Annotated in this window: 11 protein-coding genes; all 11 read right to left on the bottom strand. The window is 47.9% G+C overall.

The window, feature by feature from the left end:
- Positions 1 to 13: 13 nt before the first annotated feature.
- The gene (locus KBW69_RS00490; RefSeq protein ID WP_257255233.1) at positions 14 to 1,936 is read right to left on the bottom strand and encodes a PrkA family serine protein kinase; all 1,923 of its coding nucleotides are present in this window, start codon (positions 1,934 to 1,936) and stop codon (positions 14 to 16) included.
- Between the two features lie 214 nt (positions 1,937 to 2,150).
- Entirely contained in the window at positions 2,151 to 3,743 is a 1,593-nt protein-coding gene (locus KBW69_RS00485; protein ID WP_257279519.1) for an ABC transporter ATP-binding protein, read from the bottom strand.
- A 3-nt stretch (positions 3,744 to 3,746) separates the two neighbouring features.
- Positions 3,747 to 4,799 carry an ABC transporter permease gene (locus tag KBW69_RS00480; RefSeq protein WP_257279518.1) on the bottom strand — a complete coding sequence of 351 codons (1,053 nt, stop codon included), beginning with the start codon at positions 4,797 to 4,799 and terminating at the stop codon, positions 3,747 to 3,749.
- Position 4,800: 1 nt separating this feature from the next.
- Positions 4,801 to 5,889, bottom strand: coding sequence for a microcin C ABC transporter permease YejB (locus tag KBW69_RS00475; RefSeq protein ID WP_257255230.1), 1,089 nt, complete (start codon positions 5,887 to 5,889; stop codon positions 4,801 to 4,803).
- 2 nt (positions 5,890 to 5,891) lie between these two features.
- Entirely contained in the window at positions 5,892 to 7,883 is a 1,992-nt protein-coding gene (locus tag KBW69_RS00470; protein ID WP_257255229.1) for an extracellular solute-binding protein, read from the bottom strand.
- Between the two features lie 262 nt (positions 7,884 to 8,145).
- The gene (locus KBW69_RS00465; RefSeq protein ID WP_257279517.1) at positions 8,146 to 9,969 is read right to left on the bottom strand and encodes an extracellular solute-binding protein; all 1,824 of its coding nucleotides are present in this window, start codon (positions 9,967 to 9,969) and stop codon (positions 8,146 to 8,148) included.
- Positions 9,966 to 11,777 carry an extracellular solute-binding protein gene (locus KBW69_RS00460; RefSeq protein WP_257279516.1) on the bottom strand — a complete coding sequence of 604 codons (1,812 nt, stop codon included), beginning with the start codon at positions 11,775 to 11,777 and terminating at the stop codon, positions 9,966 to 9,968. The genes KBW69_RS00465 and KBW69_RS00460 overlap by 4 nt, the downstream gene beginning before the upstream one ends.
- Positions 11,774 to 13,627, bottom strand: coding sequence for an extracellular solute-binding protein (locus KBW69_RS00455; protein ID WP_257255634.1), 1,854 nt, complete (start codon positions 13,625 to 13,627; stop codon positions 11,774 to 11,776). Before KBW69_RS00455 ends, KBW69_RS00460 begins: the two co-directional genes overlap by 4 nt.
- A 114-nt stretch (positions 13,628 to 13,741) precedes the next feature.
- A complete protein-coding gene (locus tag KBW69_RS00450) occupies positions 13,742 to 15,358 on the bottom strand; it encodes a LysM peptidoglycan-binding domain-containing protein (protein WP_257255635.1) in 1,617 nt (538 codons plus the stop codon).
- Positions 15,359 to 15,400: 42 nt separating this feature from the next.
- A complete protein-coding gene (gloB, locus tag KBW69_RS00445; protein WP_257279515.1) occupies positions 15,401 to 16,183 on the bottom strand; it encodes a hydroxyacylglutathione hydrolase in 783 nt (260 codons plus the stop codon).
- Positions 16,180 to 16,404, bottom strand: a complete 225-nt coding sequence (locus KBW69_RS00440; RefSeq protein ID WP_257274564.1) for a hypothetical protein — start codon at positions 16,402 to 16,404, stop codon at positions 16,180 to 16,182. Before KBW69_RS00440 ends, gloB begins: the two co-directional genes overlap by 4 nt.
- Between the last annotated feature and the right edge of the window lie 9 nt (positions 16,405 to 16,413).

Raw genomic sequence — 16,413 nt, 5'->3', positions numbered from 1 at the left:
CCCGGTAGACAGGTTACTGGGACTTCCTGACCCTGATGTACCACTCAGACAGCAGTCTGACCTGCTTTTCGGTGTAGCCGTGCTGTACCATGCGGTCCACAAAGTCGGCATGTTTCTTCTGATCGTCATGGGAAGCCTTTGCATTAAATGAGATGACAGGCAGCAGGTCTTCTGTGTTGGAGAACATCTTTTTCTCAATCACGGATCTCATCTTTTCGTAACTGAGCCAGATGGGATTCTTGCCCTGCATATCAGCCCTGGCTCTGAGCACAAAATTGACCACCTCATTGCGAAAGTCTTTCGGGTTGGCTATTCCGGCGGGCTTCTCAATTTTTTCCAGCTCATCATTGAGAGCTATCCGGTCGAGTATCTGTCCGGTATCAGGATCTCTGAACTCCTGATCCTGAATCCAGAAATCGGCGTAGGTGATGTAGCGATCAAAAATATTCTGACCGTACTCTGAGTACGATTCCAGATACGCTGTCTGAATCTCTTTACCCAGAAACTCCACGTATCTTGGCGTCAGATACCCCTTGATGAAGCTGATGTATCGCTCTTCAATGGCTTCGGGGAACTGTTGTTGTTCAATCTGTTGCTCAAGAACGTACAACAGGTGAACCGGGTTAGCAGCTATTTCGGTAGGGTCAAAATTAAAGACCTTTGAGAGTATCTTGAAAGCAAATCGGGTCGATAATCCTTCCATCCCTTCGTCGACGCCAGCCGCATCCTTGTATTCCTGAAGCGATTTGGCGTTAGGATCGGTGTCTTTGAGATTCTCACCGTCGTAGACCCGCATCTTGGAGTAGATAGAGGAATTTTCCGGGTCGGCTATCCGGGAAAGGACACTGAACTGAGCAAGCATCCGCAATGTATCCGGGGCACAGGGAGCTTTGTTAAGAGAACTGTGTTCAAGCAGCTTCTCATAAATTCTGATTTCCTCACTCATGCGGGTGCAATAGGGCACTTTGATAATGTTGACGCGATCAATAAAAGCTTCATTGGTTTTGTTGTTTCTGAATGTTTGCCACTCCGATTCGTTCGAGTGAGCGAGAATAATGCCTTCATAGGGAATAGAGCCCAAGCCTTCAGTGCTGTTGTAATTACCTTCCTGGGTGGCTGTCAGCAAAGGGTGGAGTACCTTGATCGGGGCCTTGAACATTTCGACAAACTCCATAATGCCCTGATTGGCCCTGCAGAGTGCCCCCGAGAAACTATAGGCATCGGGATCATCCTGCGAATATTCTTCCAGTTGTCGTATATCCACCTTGCCCACCAGGCTGGAGATATCCTGATTGTTTTCATCGCCGGGTTCGGTTTTGGCAACGGCAATCTGCTTCAGTCGGTTAGGATAGAGTTTGATGACCCTGAACTGAGTAATGTCACCTTTGTATTCCTCGAGGCGCTTAACGGCCCACGGGGACATAATGTATCTCAGACAGCGGTCGGGTATACCGAATTCTTTCGCAAGTAGCTCTCCGTCCTGCTCCGGGTTGAAAAGACCGAGAGGTGATTCAAACACTGGCGATCCTTTGATGGCGTAGAAGGGTACTTTTTCAATCAGTTCTTTCAGTTTTTCCGCCAGCGAGGATTTACCACCACCAACCGGGCCAAGCAGATAGAGAATCTGCTTCTTTTCTTCCAGCCCCTGGGCAGCATACTGAAAATAAGAAACAATCTGTTCAATGGATTCTTCCATACCAAAGAACCCGCTGAACGCTGGATACCGTTTGATCAACTTGTTGGAAAATATTCTACTGAGTCTCGGGTTTCTTGAAGTATCGACAAGTTCTGGCTCGCCAATCGCTTCAAGCACGCGCTCGGCTGCGCTGGCATAGGTTCCGGGTTCTTGCTTGCATAGCTCCAGGAAAGCCTGAAGGCTCATCTCTTCTTCCAGGGTTGAGTCATATCTTTGCTGGTAATGTTCAAACAGGGACATGTTGCTCACTCCAACGGAATTCGTCTGCAGGTGAAGTGAAGATAGTTGAAAAGCGACTGATAACAATTAATTAATGAGAGAAGTATTTCACCCGCTCGATGGGAGAATGATGAAATACCCTCAACATGCAGACATTATCTAGCAGCCTGTCGGACTTAAGGCTGTCCTACTGCGGTTGCAATCCTCGCTACGGACGCTTAAGTCCGACAGGCTGCTAGTAGCTTTCGAAAGCGGCTTCAAGCAGCTCGCAGGTGTATTCCGTTTGAGGATGGTGAAAGATCTGTTCGGTTGAGCCCTGCTCAATAATCTCACCGTCCTTCATCACCAGAATCCTGTGGCTCATGGCTTTTACAACCGCAAGGTCGTGGCTGATAAAGATATAGCTAAGATTGTGTTTTTTCTGCAGATCTCTTAATAGCTTTATGACTTGAGACTGGACAGTCCTGTCCAGAGCAGAGGTGGGCTCATCAAGAATGATCAGTCTGGGCTTGAGGACCAGAGCTCTGGCTATGGCGATGCGCTGCCTCTGTCCGCCAGAAAACTCATGGGGATAACGGTGTCGCCATTGAGGATTAAGACCGACCTCTGTCATGGCTTTTATGATCAGCTCGTCTCGTTCTCCGTTGCTAGCCAGCTGATGGATATCCAGCCCCTCGCCAATAATGTCAGCGATGGTCATTCTCGGGCTCAGACTGCCGTAAGGGTCCTGAAAAACAACCTGCATCTGTCGTCGGTAAGGACGACACTGTTTTTGGCTCAGGGAGTGAAGGGCATCACCTTTAAAGTAGATCTGACCCTGACTCTCCTGCAGTTTCAGGAGCGCCATCCCGAGTGTGGTTTTTCCGGAACCGGATTCACCTACAATACCCAGTGTTTCACCTTCAGCGACTGAGATAGAGAGGTCCGTTACAGCTTTGATATGGTCGACGGTTTTGCGGAAGAATCCGGCTTTTACCGGAAACCAGACCCTTATATCCCGCCCCTCAATGATTTTATTCTGCGCCCGGGACACAGGTTCCGGTTCACCGGATGGCTCGGCATTGAGCAGTTCTACGGTGTAAGGATGCTTTGGTTGATTGAACACTTCTCCCGTGGCACCGGTTTCCACCAGTTCTCCGTTTTTCATGACACAGATTCGATGAGCAACATGGTGAATCAGGTTTAGATCATGACTGATAAACAAAATGGCCATACCCATTTTCTGCTGTAGTTCGGCCAGCAGCGACAGAATCTGTCTTTGTACCGTCACGTCCAGTGCAGTTGTGGGCTCATCGGCAATCAGGACTTTTGGCTCGCAGGCCAGAGCCATAGCAATCATGGCTCTTTGACGCTGACCACCCGACAGTTCGTGGGGATAGGCTGAAAGCTTTTTGGCTGGCTCCTGAATGCCCACCAGTTCAAGCAGCTCCAAAGCACGCTGACTGGCCTGTTCAGGATGCATGCCCAGGTGCAGACTGAGTACTTCACAGATCTGTTTATCTATCGTGTGCAGAGGGTTAAGGGCGGTCATGGGTTCCTGAAAAATCATACCGATCTGGTTTCCACGAACGCCTCTGATCTCCCTTTCTGATAAGGCCAACAGGTTTGTACCATCAAACAGAATCTCACCCTGGTGACTGGCATTTTCAGGAAGCAGTTGCAGTATGCTCAGGGCAGAAATGGATTTACCGGAGCCGGACTCGCCCACCAGACCCAGCGTCTCTCCCGGAAACAGTTCAAAACTGATGCTTTTTACCGCATCGCTGCTGCCGCCGCCCTGATTGAAGCGAATTTTCAGGTCTTTGATCTCGAGCAGGGAACTTGTCATTGTTTAGTGACCTGTAACGTATTTGCGTGGATCAAGGGCGTCACGGGTAGCTTCCCCAATAAACACCAGCAGGGTCAGCATCACTGACATCACCATGAAGGCTGTAATTCCCAGCCATGGTGCTTGAAGGTTGTTCTTGCCCTGGGCGATCAGCTCACCCAATGAAGGCGATCCGGCTGGCAGGCCAAAACCCAGGAAGTCCAGTGACGTCAGGGTGGTGATGGCTCCGGTGAGAATAAAGGGCATGAAAGTGATCGTTGCTATCATGGCGTTGGGTAGAATATGGCGGAACATAAGTCTGCCATCGGTCATCCCAAGTGCCCTGGCGGCCCGGACGTATTCCAGATTTCGTCCGCGCAAGAATTCCGCACGAACCACATCGACCAGAGCCATCCAGGAAAACATCAGCATAATCCCAAGCAACCACCAGAAGCCGGGTTCGACAAAACTGGAAAGAATGATCAGCAGATACAGGCTGGGCATACCTGACCAGACTTCAATAAACCGTTGCCCGATAAGATCTGTTCTTCCGCCGTAAAATCCCTGCATAGCGCCAACGGCAACCCCTATGAGAGAGCTGAACAGCGTTAGAATCAGTCCAAAAAGCACAGAAATTCTAAAACCGTAAATGACTCGGGCCAGAACATCTCTGCCCTGGTCATCGGTCCCCAGCAAATTCTCTGGCGTGGGAGGTGCCGGGGCAACACGGGCATAGTTGATCGTGTCGTAGCTGTAATGAATTGGTGGCCAGAGCATCCAGCCGTGGGGCTCGATCAGTTCTTTTGCGTAGTCCTGACGATAATCCATTTCCAGTTCAAACTCGCCACCAAACGCTGTTTCTGGGTAGATATGGAAAATGGGGGTATAGATTTCACCTTTGAAATAAACCAGAAGCGGCTTATCGTTGGCAATCAGCTCGGCAAATAAAGTGGTGAAAAACAGGAAACTGAAAATCCAGAGAGAGTAATAGCCCCGTCGATTGCTTTTGAAGCTTTTCCAGCGTCGCTGGTTAAGAGGGCTTATACGGGAAGGTTTTATGATTTGAGACGATGCCATCTTAATCCCTCGCCTCAAAATCAATTCTCGGGTCAACCAGCATGTAGGTCAGATCTCCCAGCAGTTTTACCACCATGCCTATCAGGGTGAAGATAAAGAGAGATCCGAAGACCACGGGGTAATCTCGATTAATGGCGGCTTCATATCCGAGCAGGCCAAGGCCATCCAGTGAAAAAATAATTTCAATCAGCAGCGAGCTGGTGAACAGAATGCCAATGAGAGCCGCCGGGAATCCGGATATCACCAGCAGCATGGCGTTTCTGAAAACATGGCCGTACAGTACTTGATGATCATCCAGACCCTTGGCCCGGGCTGTCTGTACATACTGGCGATGAATCTCATCGAGAAAAGAGTTTTTAGTCAGCATTGTTAATGTTGCAAAGCCACCAATAACAATACAGAAAACCGGAAGAACCATATGCCAGGCATAATCTGCCAGTTTGCCAATAAGGCTAAGCTGGTCAAAGTTTTCCGATGTTAATCCGCGCAATGGAAAGAAATTCCAGTAACTGCCACCGGCAAAGAGCACGATGAGCAGGATTGCCAGTAGAAAGCTCGGAATGGCATACCCCGTAGTGATGACCGCGCTGGTCCAGACATCGAACGGGCTACCATGTTTTAATGCTTTTCGAATCCCCATAGGAATGGAGATCAGATAGATCAGCAAGGTACTCCATAATCCAAGAGAGATGGAGACAGGTAATTTCTCTTTGATGAGGTCAACGACTTTCGCATCTCTGAAAAAAGAGTCGCCAAACTCAAAGCGAGCATAGTTGAGTACCATCTGGATAAAACGCTCATAGGCCGGTTTGTCAAAGCCGTAAAGCTTTTCAATGTCTTTGATCAGTTCCGGATCCAGTCCCCGCCGTCCGCGGTACTCACCGGATTCGTCCACGCTTACCTGTTGGATCTCAGCACTGCCTGAACCTCCGATACGGCTGATGGCATTGATTTCAAAACCTTCCAGTTTGGCAATCATCTGCTCAACAGGTCCACCCGGTGCGGCCTGAATGATGACAAAGTTCAATAACAAAATACCGAATAGTGTCGGAATCATTAACGCCAGTCGGCGCAGAATATAGCTTTTCATAATCAGATCTGACGCTTTGAACGACGTATCAACCAACCCAGAATCAGGATGGCTAACAGAATGCCAGCAGGCCAGACCGGCATGCCTTTATTGTCCTCATCTTTGTTTGAGCCATCGTCGGTTGTGTCTGAAGCCCTGATGATTGTTGGTTCCATCCACCAGGAGTCCAGGTCAAACTGGTAAAGTGGTTCCTGATCAGGAGTGCTCAGGGGATGCTTGAGCGGTTTCCAATAGGCGATTCTGTTACTGGCCAGATACCATTGGGGAATCATGTATGCATTCCAGAGCAAAACCCTATCCAGAGCTTTAACGGCGGCAACGAGATTTTCTCTGGACCCGGCATTAATCACTTCCTTGATCAGACCATCGACCACCGGGTTTTTAATGCCTATCAGATTTCGGCTTCCTGGCTGATCCGCTGATTCGCTGCTCCAGAAGTCCTTTTGCTCATTTCCGGGCGAACTGGATTGAGGAATGCGACTGACCAGCATGTCGAAGTCGAAGCTTCTGAGCCGGTTTATATATTGTGAAATATCCACGATTCGCAGACTAGCATTGATCCCCATGGCCTCAAGGTTTTTCTTCAGAGGCAGGGCTACTTTCTCCATACTTGAATCGTATAGAAGAATCTCAAATTCGAAAGGCTTGCCATTTTTCCTGAGAGAACCGTTTTCCAGTTTCCAGCCTGCCTGTGCCATCAAAGAGAGAGCTTGGCTCAGCTGACTTCGGATTCTGCCACTGCCATCCGTGTTGGGCAGTTTGAAGGACTCGCTGAATAACTCAGCGGGCAGTTGATCTCGCCAGGGCTCAAGGTAAGCCAGTTCTTTACCCTCGGGAATACCCGTTGCTTCCATATCAGAGTTGGCAAAATAACTCTGTGTCCTGGTGTAGCTGTTGTAGAACAGATTCTTGTTAAGCCACTCGAAGTCCATAGCGTAATTCAAAGCTTTTCGAACTCTCACGTCCTCGAAAATATCTCTGCGCAGGTTAAAAACAAATCCCTGCATCCCCTGAGGGGCTTTGGTTGGAAAGGACTCCTGAATCAGGTCACCTTTTTTAACCGCCGGAGAGTCGTAGGCGGTGGCCCAGTTCCTGGCAATATTTTCAAAGCGAAGATCGTATTCGCCGGCTTTCAGGGCTTGCAGTGCTACGTTGGCATCCCGGTAATAGTCGTAACGACGCACATCAAAGTTGTAACGGCCTCTGCTGACCGGCAGATCTTTACCCCAGTAGTCATCAACTCTTTCGTAGACAATGCTGCGACCCGCTTCGGCAGAACGGATTTTGTAGGGGCCACTGCCCAAAGGTTGAGTCAGGTTGGCCTCTTCAAAGTTATTCGATTGTGTTTCCCAGAAGTGTTTTGGAAGTACCGGGAGTTGGGAAATGATCAGGGGAAGTTCAGGGTTACGGTTGTGTTTGAAAACGAAGCGGACACTGCGTTTGGACAAGCTCTCTGCCTTGGCAATATCGCCATAGTAAGCCCGGTAAAACGGTGAGCCTTTATCCCTGAGCAGTTCAAAGCTGTAAACGACATCGTTAGCGGTGATCGGTTGTCCGTCGTGAAACCGGGCTTTAGAATTCAAATGGAAAGTGATGCCACTGTTATCAGTGGCAGGCTCTGCATATTCAGCCACCAGGGCATACATGGAGAAAGGTTCATCCGCACTGCTGGTCATCAAAGTGTCGTAAATCAGACCTATCCCCTCAGCCGGAGTCCCTTTTTCTATGAAAGGATTCAGGCTGTCGAAAGTCCCCATGCTGGCCATCCGCAGTGTCCCCCCCTTGGGAGCATTGGGATTCACATAGTCAAAATACTTGAAATCTTTTGAGTATTTACCGTCGCCATATAAGGAAAGGGAAGGGGATTTATTAACTGCGTTCTCTGCCTCTGCCAGGACAGGCATCATGGACAGGGAAAGAAAGAGGGTCGCAATGGGAAGGGCTTGGAAAATCGTTGTCTTTAACGATTTTTTTATCATCACTGTATGATTCATGGTTCGCCTGGATCGCATTGTTATAACTTTTGCCTCTAAACTATAGTCGGCTCCTTGACTATAGGTATTGCTTGTTGCGGAGTTATTTCGATTCCTGACAGTATTTTAAACACCGATCAATCCCTACAGGCAAGGTCTAATTCAACAGAAAAAAATTATTGATATCTTTGGATGGCATTTAAAGTTGTAATGTGACCTAAAAGCAATCTTTCAGGCCGGATACCCAGCCGATTCACACTCTAAAAAAGTCGTCTTCAGACTATTAGTGATGGTTCGGACCATCATTAGCAGAGGCTGTTGGTGGTTTTTCTGTCTCATGCCACCATGTAGTCAGATCCAGAGCATAGAGCGGTGTAATCACAGGATGCCTCAGGGTGTCCCGGTAGAGGACATTCCAGGAAGGAGAGTACCAGAGAGGCAGAGAATAGTGTCCCCATAACAGAACTCTGTCCAGGGCATGAACCATGGAAAGCAGTTCTTTACGGCTGGTAGCCGATGGAATCAGGTTAGTTAATTGATCGACTACCGGTGAATGCACGCCCGAGAGATTTCTGGTTCCTGGTTGCTGAACGGTTTCCGATCCCCAGAAAGATGCTTGTTCAGTTCCGGGTGACGCGGTGTGTCGATAGGTGTGCAGTATGATTTCAAAATCCAGTTCACGTAATCTGGCTACCATCTGAAGTGGGTCTGTACGCTGAACATTCAAGGTAATACCAAGATGACTCAGTCCATCCTTAATGGAAAGCAGAACTTTTTCGTGCTCTTCACTGGCCACCAGAGCATTGAGAACCAGTGGTTCACCCCTGGCATTAACCTGCTGATTATTCTTTATCTGCCAGCCCGCCTGTTTTAACAACGTGAGCGCTTTTGCATTGTTCAATCGGTCGCCCGATGCCAGTCGACTATCAGGTACTTTGAAAGGTTCATGGAAGAGAGCTTTCGGAAGTTCTTGTTGCCAGGGAGTCAGCCATTTGAGTTCATCAGCAGAAGGGGTACCACTGGCCGCCAGTTCAGAGCCTGCAAAAAAACTTTCAGCAGGTCGATACATCCCAAAGAAAAGATGGTTGTTGATCTGCTCGAAGTTAAAAGCATATCCCAGACTTTCCCTGACTCTGGCATCTTTTAGATAAGGTCGCCGTGTATTGTAGGTTAACGTCAGGGTTTGGGGGTTATGGTTCTTTATAACTTCTTGTATCAGACGGTATTTTTTAATGCGGTTCTCGCTCAGCTGAGTATTCCAGATCGTTGGATCTGTGATCAGTCTGAAATCATATTGATTACTGAAGAGTGACTCGAGGAGCACAGATTCGTTTCCGTAATATTCGTACACCATACGGTCAAAATTATACCGACCCCGGTTAACAGCCAGTTCACGAGCCCAATAATCCTTGTTTCTCTTGTAAGTGATGGATCGTCCGGGATTGATTTTAGCCACTTGATAAGGGCCGCTGGTGATGGGGACTTCAAGCCCGGGCGCCGGAAAAACCCTGTCTTTCCAGTAGTGTTCGGGAAGTATGGGCATTTGCCCCAGGATCAGTGGCAACTCACGGTTTTTGTTGTTTTTAAAGGTAAATAGAACCCTCATGGGCGCTGTGACTTCAGCTTTCTCGATATCATCATAGAAATGACGGTAGAACGTTGAGCCTTTCTCCCTTAAGAGATCAAAAGTGAATTTGACATCACTGGCTGACACACTGTGGCCATCGTTAAAGCGGGCCTTGGGATTAATGTAGTAGGCAACCCAGTGGTTATCCGGGTCTAACTCAATGGCTTGAGCAATCAAACCGTATTTACTTAGAGGTTCGTCCCAGGATCTTTGCAGCAGGGTGTCATAGAGCAAGTCGCTGCCAGCAGCTGCTGAACCGCGATCTACAAAAGGTGTAAGACTGTCAAACTGGCCAATCACTGCCTGTCTGAATTCACCGCCTTTTCGGGCCTGCGGGTTGGCGTAGTCAAAGTGTTCAAAATCTTTTTGGTACTTTGGTTCGCCATAGAGACTGATGGCATGCTTCAGAGGGATCTTGTCAGATCCCCATGCGAAACAGGCTGTTACTATCAGGAGTATACCCATGACCAGACGTGTCATTTTGGCTCTTCCTCCCACCAGATACTCAAGTCTATGGGGCCGTATAGACCTTCGTTTTCAGGATAGTTGTAACGGTGTCTGTGTGCTACCCGCCAGTAACGATGATAGAGCTGGGGAATAGTGTAATTTTCCCAGAGCAAGATACGATCCAAAGCCCTTGTGGCTGTTTGTAACTGGTCGATCGATTCAGCCTTGATAATATGCTCAATCATGGCATCAACAGCAGGGTGATTGACACCTGCCAGATTCTGGGTGCTTTGCTCATTGGCACTGCTGCTGCTCCAGTATTCTCTTTGCTCGTTGCCAGGCAGATCAGGCTGGTGGAAGGTTCTGAGCAGCATATCGTAATCCTGATTGCGCACTCTTCGAACGTACTGGGAGACATCCACCGAGACGATCTGCATATCAATACCGAGTATCTTCAGATTACTCTTGAATGGTATGGCAACACGTTCCTGTTCTGGCACTGCCAGCATCAGTTCGAACTTCAGTGGCTCGCCGGTTTCCTTGTTGACCCTTTTGCCATTTTTGAGTTCCCAGCCTGCCTGTTTTAGAAGGCGATTGGCATAACTGAGTTGCTTCCGAATATTACCAGTGCCATCCGTTTTTAAGCCTGTCCAGGATTGTTTAAACAGTCTCTCAGGAAGGATATTTCGATAAGGCTCAAGCAGTTTGACTTCAGCCTTATCGGGTATTCCTGTTTGGGCAAACTCCGTACCGGCAAAAAGACTCCCGGGCACTGAATAGATACCATAAAGGAGGTTAGCGTTGGTCCAGGCTGCATCATAACCCTGACTGATCGCTTCTCTGACGCGTTGATCCTGAAAGAGGTCTTTTCGACTGTTAAAGATAAACGACTGAACCTGAAAGCTCTTGCGCGGGTAATTTTTCTTGATAATCTTCCCGGTATCTATGTCTTTTCCCTTGTATGCATAAGTCCAGTTTTTAGCCAGATTCTCGACTCGGATATCATATTGCCCAGCAAGAAAAGCTTCCAGAGAGAGGGTAGAGTTCCTGAAATACTCCAATTTGATCTGCTCAAAGTTATTTCGACCAATATTCACTGGCAGTTTTTCAGCCCAGTAATGCTTGTTTCGCTCAAGAAACACGCTCTTGCCAAGCTCGTATTGTCTGATGCTGTAAGCGCCTGAGCTGACAGGAATATGGATCGTATGATCGTCTCCCCGGGACTGTTGCCAGTAGCTGTTGTGAATTACGGGTAACTGGGCCAGTCGAAAGGGCAACTTCTTGTCTTCAGGGGTATTCAGGGTAAGTTTTACCCGGTTTCCGGGTTCAATTTTTATTTGATCAACATCCTTTAAAAGGTGTTTAAAGTTGGAGAAATCACCATTTTTGTATTGAAGAAAGGTATCTCTTATGACCTCGGCATTAATTGGGCTGCCATCGGCAAAACGGGCTTTTGGGTTAATAACAAAGCGTATCCAGCGATTGTCATCAGGGTATTCGACACGTTCGGCGATCAGAGGATAAAGACTGCCGGGCTCATCCCGACTGGCATACATCAGGCTGTCATAGATGTAAGGACCAACGGCTGCAGGTAGTCCTTTGGCACTAAAGAGGTCAAAAGTGTCATAGGTACCAAGAGCAGCGAGTCTGACCTTGCCCTGACGGGGAGCATCAGGATTGATATAGGAAAAGTGTTGAAAGTCAGCAGGATATTTGGGAGTGCCGATCAGGTTAATAGCATGACTGTTGTGATAAGGTTGCTGAATACCGGCCTGAGCAGAAGCGTAAAAGCAGGCAAGAATCAGAGCAATAAGAGTATGTGCCCATGGTTTAATAGTCATTCTGTTCTCTGTTTTGAGCCAGCTGAAGATTTGGGTTTCATCCACCATGACGTAAGACGAATACCAAAGGGTGGGAAAGTTTCAGGAGTTTGCAGGTGCTGCCAGTATGCGATTCTTATAAAACGACCCTGCCAGTTAGGAATGAAGTAATGCTCCCAGAGCAAAAGACGATTCAAAGCCTGCATCGCGGTATAAAGATCCTTTTTACTATGGGCTGAGAGCGCATGATCAATCAAGGCATCAATGGCCGGGTTATGAATTCCGGCAAGGTTCTGGCTGCCTTTAATATCTGCAGATTCTGAATGAAATAATCCTTTGAGGTGTTCGCCGGGGAGATAAGGTACCATCAGGGTTGTTTGAACCATATCAAAATCCCTTTCTCTCAGTCTTCGCTGGTATTGGCTCAGGTCTGTAGCCCGAAAATCCATTTTGATTCCTACACTGGCAAGGTTGGCGGCAAAAGGGAGTATGAAACGGTCAGCCAGTTTTGAGTAGTGAAGAAATGTAAAGTGGAAGGGTTCATTTCGAGCGTTTAATAATTGCCCCTGATGGTAATGCCAGCCGGCCTCTTTCAGGAGTTTAAGGACTTGTCTTCGTTGAGCTGTGATATTTCCATCCCCGCTTGTTTTTGAGAGCTCGAATGGCCTGGAACAGAGCTCCGGTGGCAATATCGATCGAAAAGGTTTAAACAGTTCCTGTTCGTTCTGTGTGGGAAGGGCAGAAGTATTATTCTCATGGGCACTAAAGAAATGGGTGGTTCGGATATAGGCGTTATAGAAGAGCTTTGTTGAAGACCATTCCCAGTCGAACAACAGGCTGATAGCCTGCCTGACTCTTCGATCCTGAAACAGTGGGGATTTGAGATTAAAAACAAAGAACCTTCTGCCATAGTGCATTTTGTCCGGAATATTCAGCTTGATAACCTTGCCCTGTTGCATGGCTGGAAAGTCATAACCTGTTTCCCAGTTTTTCGCCTCACCTTCGTAGTGGACATCAATCTCGCCTTTTTTAAAAGCCTGGAAGCTGACATGACGGTCACGGTAAAAATTCAGAGTGACTTTGTCAAAATTATAAAGGCCTCTGTTAACAGCTAGCTCGGCTCCCCAATAGTCCGGGACTCGCTCGTAGACGATGGTTGCACCCGGTCTGACCCTGGCAATCTTGTATGGACCACTGAGTAAAGGTGGTATGAGTGTGGTTTTTGAAAAATCACGATTCTGCCAGTAATGTTTTGGTAACACAGGCAGCTCACTGAGTTTAAGTGGGAGTGCTTTAGAGGAAGAGGGTTTCAGAAAGAAGTGGATGATGTACCGATCTTCAATTTGGATGCGTTCAACCTGCTCCAGTGCGAGTTTGAAGTTTGGGTGTCCCTGTTCCAGCAGTATCTTGTAGGAAAACTCAACATCTTCGGTGGTAATCGGGTGCTGGTCATGGAAACGGGCATTTTTTCTCAGCTTGAATGAGAGCTTTTGTTTTTCCGGATCGTAGGCCACCGCTTCAGCTATCAGACCATAAGCCGTACTTTTATGTTCCATGGAGGGGGCATAAGGGCCAGTGCCCACCATCAAGGGCTCGTTTAACTCCAGAAAGCCGAAGCGGTAAGTATTGTTTGCCTGTGTGGGGGCTATTCCACTTGCACTATATGGATTCAGAGTATTAAAGGTTCCCAGGGCTGCTAATCGCAAATGGCCACCTTTGGGGGCTTCAGGGTTGACGTATTGGAAGTGCTTAAAATCTTTTTTATAGAGCGGTTCGTCCATGATGGACAGATGGTGTTGCCACTGCTCACTTTTGGCAATTGCCAGCATTCCTTGTAAATAGAGCAGTAAAAATAGCGTCAGTGGTTTCAATGATGCTCCCCGGTAATATTAAACCGAATGAACTTGACATCGACAATTCAAGGGAGCGCTTTACAGGGAAGGATGTCAGACCCGTGAAAAATCGGGTCTGGGCATCTTGGCTGATTATTCGTAAGCGCGCGCCACATCAACGTAGAGAGTCAATCGTTGGCCGGGCTGCAGGTATTTGCTGTCAAAGGTGTTCCAGGTTTTGATCTGAGCTACCGCTACATTGAACTTGTCAGCGATACGGGACAGGGAGTCACCACTGCGAACCTTGTAATTGACCTTGCGAACAACACCGTTCCGGGCAGCATTGGTTTTGCTCCATACCACCAGTTTCTGTCCGATTCTGAGATTATCTCTGGGTGACATGCCATTCCAGCGAGCCAGTTCCTGAACGCCAGTGTTGTACTTTTTAGCTATGCTCCAGAAGCTGTCTCCTGATTTAACGGAGTAATTCAATCTTTGCCGACCGGTGCGCTGGGTGTTTTGTTTGGCGATGCGACGCTGTGATGCTGTCAGGGCATACTTTTCCTTCTCTCTGGCGGGGACAGGAATCAACAGGCTCTGCCCAACCCTGATCAAGTCTGTATCCATCTTGTTAACTTCCTTGATGAATTTGGACTTGGTATTGAAGGTATTGGCAATCTTGCTGAGGCTATCACCCGACTTCACGGAATAACGGCGCCATTGCATACGTTTCTCCGTAGGCAATCGAGCCAGTTCAGTTTGGAAGGATTCGGCCCTTGCAATAGGAATCAGTAGATAGTGAGGACCAGAAGGTGGGGTAGACCAGCGATTAAGCCCGGGATTCAATCGATATAACTCATTCAGACTAATACCTGACAACTTGGCTGCCTTGGCCATGTCAAGCTGACCACCGGTTTTAACCTTGGCAAAATGTGGTTTGTTCGGAATAGGCTTCAGCTTGATACCGTATTTTGCCGGATTACGAACGATCTTGCCCAAGGCGATCAGCTTAGGGACGTAGGCGGTGGTTTCACTTGGCAGGTCAAGATGCCAGAAGCGAGTCGATTTACCCTGTCTCTTGTTCTTGTTGACCGCATTCATAACCCGTCCGGGCCCTGAATTGAAAGCAGCCAGCGCTAATTCCCAATCATCAAACATATTGTTGAGACTGACCATATAGTCGAGTGCTGCGCGGGTAGCTTCAACCACATCACGACGACCGTCATACCACCAGTTCTGCTTTAGTCCGTAATGTTCTCCAGTAGCTGGCATGAATTGCCACAAGCCGGATGCACCTGCATGGGAATAAGCAAATGGATCGAAGGCACTTTCCACTATGGGCATTAATGCCAGTTCCAGAGGAACGCCACGTTTCTCGGCTTCCATCAGGATGAAGAAGAAATAGGGACTGGCGCGATCAGAAACCCGGTCAAAGTAGCCCTGGTTTTTCTTATACCAGCGCAATTCTGCCAATACCCGGGGATGATTATTATCCAGGTCCATGGCGAGACCTCGACGGGTCCTGTCCCAAAGGTCAGTTGCTGGTTGCTTGGCTACCTGCTTTCTGACCGCTTTCTTGGCCATTTTGCCTTTGGTAACATTTTGCTCAGCTTTGACCGGTGAACTGGTACCCGCTTGTTCTGTAGAAGTACTCATACAGCTTGTAAGAGTCATAACGAGTGTGGCGGCGCCAAGGACTCGAACCAGGGGTTTAACTTGAGGTCCGGTATAACGACCGGACGCCTGCTCTGTATTCAAAGGTTCAGACATAAAAAATTTATTTATCGTGAAGGAACACAATGTTTATCGTCATCAAAACTGATCCTTCCAATGACGTAATGCTCCAAATACCTCTGCATCGTTTGACAGGACAGTACATGGGGCGTGCTCCTTTACTGCAGTAATGACACTATGTTGGTCAATACGCAGGAATGGATTGATGGTAAATTCCAGCTCCAGGCTGGAAGGCAAGCTTGGCCTGCCCTGTTCGCGAAGCTGAATGACTTTATTGCGATACTCCTTAATAGAGGGGTTAGCGGGTTCTACGGCCCGGGCAAAAGCCAGGTTAGCCAGAGTGTATTCATGTGCACAGTATACCCGGGTGTTTTTGGGCAGAGAACGGAGTTTATTCAATGAGCTCAGCATCTGTTCAGCAGTCCCTTCAAACAGTCGACCACAGCCAGCTGAAAATAGGGTATCGCCACAAAACAGGATGGGGTCGTCCTGATCTGGATTGGCGAAATAGGCAATATGATCAAGCGTATGACCAGGCGTTTTCAGAATGTTGAATTCGGTGCCGAGCACTGTCAGTGTCTCTGTGCCATTCAGGGGGTATGTAATACCGGAAATTTCAGCATTATCAGGGCCATAGACGGGAATATTACGGTCTTTTGTCAACGCTTGTATACCATTCGTATGATCCCAGTGATGATGGGTAATCAGAATGCCCGATAACGCCAGATTCAGACTTTTCATTGCTTTCTCAACCACGTCAGCTTCACCGGGATCAACAACCAGGCACTGTTGACTGCCGCTTTCAGAAAGCAGCCATATGTAGTTATCTTGAAAAGCCTTGATAGCTTGTATGTGGATCATAGGACATTCTGTCGGGTGATAGTCAATAACATTCTAATGTCTGGAATGGCCAGACAATCAATTTTACAGATTTTGCGTATAAAGTCTGTACTGTTTTCTTTACCATTGTTATAAGGGATGACACCGATGCTGGTCGAATCCTGCCGTGCCAGATAAGATGTGTAATTGAGCAGGACTATATTCTGGCTCGAGGTTTTTGCTGATTTGACTACAGCATACATGGAAAAAGC

The sequence above is a fragment of the Endozoicomonas sp. ISHI1 genome, from assembly GCF_024606225.1.
GTDB lineage: Bacteria > Pseudomonadota > Gammaproteobacteria > Pseudomonadales > Endozoicomonadaceae > Endozoicomonas_A.
Note: the sequence above shows the minus strand (reverse complement) of the source record. Positions and strands in the feature narration are given on the sequence as shown.

Excerpts from the sequence above, each read along its gene's own strand:
- KBW69_RS00490 (WP_257255233.1), bottom strand. The coding sequence starts at position 1,936 with ATGTCCCTGTTTGAACATTACCAGCAAAGATATGACTCAACCCTGGAA.
- KBW69_RS00485 (WP_257279519.1), bottom strand. The coding sequence starts at position 3,743 with ATGACAAGTTCCCTGCTCGAGATCAAAGACCTGAAAATTCGCTTCAAT.
- KBW69_RS00480 (WP_257279518.1), bottom strand. The coding sequence starts at position 4,799 with ATGGCATCGTCTCAAATCATAAAACCTTCCCGTATAAGCCCTCTTAAC.
- KBW69_RS00475 (WP_257255230.1), bottom strand. The coding sequence starts at position 5,889 with ATGAAAAGCTATATTCTGCGCCGACTGGCGTTAATGATTCCGACACTA.
- KBW69_RS00470 (WP_257255229.1), bottom strand. The coding sequence starts at position 7,883 with ATGAATCATACAGTGATGATAAAAAAATCGTTAAAGACAACGATTTTC.
- KBW69_RS00465 (WP_257279517.1), bottom strand. The coding sequence starts at position 9,969 with ATGACACGTCTGGTCATGGGTATACTCCTGATAGTAACAGCCTGTTTC.
- KBW69_RS00460 (WP_257279516.1), bottom strand. The coding sequence starts at position 11,777 with ATGACTATTAAACCATGGGCACATACTCTTATTGCTCTGATTCTTGCC.
- KBW69_RS00450 (WP_257255635.1), bottom strand. The coding sequence starts at position 15,358 with ATGTCTGAACCTTTGAATACAGAGCAGGCGTCCGGTCGTTATACCGGA.
- gloB (WP_257279515.1), bottom strand. The coding sequence starts at position 16,183 with ATGATCCACATACAAGCTATCAAGGCTTTTCAAGATAACTACATATGG.
- KBW69_RS00440 (WP_257274564.1), bottom strand. The coding sequence starts at position 16,404 with ATGTATGCTGTAGTCAAATCAGCAAAAACCTCGAGCCAGAATATAGTC.